The sequence below is a fragment of the Roseateles sp. P5_B10 genome (assembly GCF_056400485.1).
This window is the reverse complement of the sequence record NZ_JBFULE010000829.1, coordinates 1-2,267: the sequence shown is the minus strand read 5'-3', so window position 1 is coordinate 2,267 and position 2,267 is coordinate 1. Positions and strand designations below refer to the sequence as shown.

At 67.2% G+C, this 2,267-nt stretch carries 2 protein-coding genes and 1 pseudogene; 1 reads left to right on the top strand and 2 read right to left on the bottom strand.

The window, feature by feature from the left end; all coding sequences use genetic code 11:
• Positions 1 to 175, top strand: a pseudogene (locus tag AC1DU6_RS28165) (altronate dehydratase); the annotation flags it as partial.
• 22 nt (positions 176 to 197) lie between these two features.
• On the opposite strand, the gene AC1DU6_RS28160 reads toward AC1DU6_RS28165, so the two are convergent.
• Positions 198 to 929, bottom strand: a complete 732-nt coding sequence (locus AC1DU6_RS28160; RefSeq protein WP_457322483.1) for a FadR/GntR family transcriptional regulator — start codon at positions 927 to 929, stop codon at positions 198 to 200.
• A gap of 144 nt (positions 930 to 1,073) precedes the next feature.
• Complete coding sequence (locus AC1DU6_RS28155) at positions 1,074 to 1,802, bottom strand: FadR/GntR family transcriptional regulator (protein ID WP_457322484.1); 729 nt, start codon at positions 1,800 to 1,802, stop codon at positions 1,074 to 1,076.
• Positions 1,803 to 2,267 lie beyond the last annotated feature (465 nt).

Here is a 2,267-nt window from a genome sequence, read left to right as displayed (position 1 = left end):
GGACATGGACTTCAATGCCGGCGGCATCGTCGAGGGCTCGCAAACGGTGGCCGAGGCTGGCGAGGCGCTGTTCCGGCTGATCTTGGAGACGGCGTCGGGCCGTCTCACGCTGAGCGAGCAGCATGGACTGGGTGACAACGAGTTCGTGCCCTGGCAGCTGGGCGCCGTCATGTGAGGCGCGCGGCGCCAGCGCCGCGCTAGACGGCGATGGCGCGCCGCGCAGCCGATTCGGACGGTTCGCCGATCCAGCGACCGTGCGAGGCCAGCAGATGGCTGCACATGGCCGCCGCTGCGGCCTGTGGGTTGCGCGCCTCCAGCGCGTGCAGGACTGCTTCGTGCTCAGCCATCGCCGCCTGCCAGGTGTGGGTTGACTCGACACGCCCGCTCATGCGCGAGGAGATCGGGCTGTGGCGGCCGTCGAACAGCGTTCCCACCATGCCGACAAGCACCGAATTGCCGCACATCTCGGCAATGCTGAGGTGAAAGCGCCGGTCCGCCTCGACAGGCTTGCGGTCATGGGCGTGATCTTCGCGCATCGCTTCCAACGCGTCCTCGATGCGCCTCAGCCCGGCCTTGGTGACCCGGGCCGCGGCCAGCGTGATGACCGCACTTTCGAGCACGACGCGCGCCTGCATGAGCTCGGCGGGGCTCTCGCCCAACGCGGGTGTCGCCACATTGCCGCGCTCGGTGGCGGCGCAGAGGTACACGCCCGAGCCGCCGCGGATCTCGACGCGGCCGTCAATCTCCAGCGCGATCAGCGCCTCGCGCAACGATGGCCGAGACACACCCAGCTGCAGCGCCAGCTCACGCTCCGCCGGCAGGCGTGATCCGTCGGCGATGCCTTCGGTCTCGATCAACGCTCGAATCCGGTCCGCGACCAGCTGATATTGGCGGCGGGCGTCGCCGCCGCCGCGAGGTTGACTGGCCATGGCTCACTTGAATCAAAAAATTGGACTGACCAAATGCTATCGCGCGCCACGCGAAAGATTCGGCTTCGCAAGGAAAACCCTGGCGAAATCGCTCAAGGATCTGACCGTTTGAGGCGCCATGCCGGCGCGAGGCTGGTCGTTGCCTCAGTCGGCGACAGCCGCCCCGGCCGGCGGATCGGACGGTTCGCCGATCCATCGGCCGTGCGACGCCAGCAGGTGGCTGCCCATCGCGGCAGCCGCAGCCTGCGGGTTGCGCGCCTCCAGCGCATGGAGGATGGCCTGGTGCTCCGCCAGCGCCACGTGCCAGGCATGCGTTGGCTCGAAGCGCCCGCTCATGCGCGAGGAGATCGGGCTATGGCGGCCATCGAACAGCGTTCCCACCATGCCGACAAGCACCGAATTGCCGCACATCTCGGCAATGCCCAAGTGAAAACGCCGGTCGGCCTCGACCGGCTTGCGCCCAAAGGCATGGTCTTCACGCATCGCCTGCAAGGCCTCCTCGATACGCTGCAATCCRGCCGGCGTGACCCGGGCTGCCGCCAGCGTGACGACCGCGCTTTCGAGCACGACCCGCGCCTGCATGAGTTCGCCGGGGCTGTCTCCCAGGGCCGACGTTGCCACATCGCCCTGGTCCTGGCCGGCACAGACATACACGCCCGAGCCGCCGCGGATCTCGACGCGGCCGTCGATCTCCAGTGCAATGAGTGCCTCGCGCAACGACGGCCGTGACACGCCGAGCTGCAAGGCGAGGTCACGCTCCGCCGGCAGCCGCGACCCGGCCTCTCGGCCTTCCGTCTCGATCAAGGCTCGAATGCGGTCCGCGACCAACTGGTACTGGCGGCGCGTGTCGCTACCGCGAGGGTGTTGAGCCATGTTTCCCTGGATGTGGCAATTGGACTGACCACATGCTAACGCCCCAAATTGCGAAACTCGCGGCCACGTCACGAAAATCCCACTGAATAGCCCCTTTGTGCAGGATCAATTAGGGTATTCACTGGTCTTACCAAAAAGTCGAAATGGCAAAGTGGCAATACCAAAGTGGTTTGACCGAACGCCGCAGGCCATCGGCCTGAAAGCGCGAACTGCCTTCGCTTCAGGCCGCCGCGACACCCTCCAGGTTCGCTGCACCTATTGATCCCTCTGCCGGCCGGCGCGCAAGTGCTGGCCGGCCCGTTCCCGCCGCCATGCCGAATCTTCTTTCGCGCCGTCTCGCCCAAGTGGCGCTGGCGGTTGCCCTGCCCCTCGCCGCCACGGCCACCCTCGCGGCCGACATGCCCCGCCTCGCCCAGCGCGACGGCCGTCACGCGCTGATCATTGACGGCGCGCCATTCACCATCC

Excerpts from the sequence above, each read along its gene's own strand:
- AC1DU6_RS28160 (WP_457322483.1), bottom strand. The coding sequence starts at position 929 with ATGGCCAGTCAACCTCGCGGCGGCGGCGACGCCCGCCGCCAATATCAG.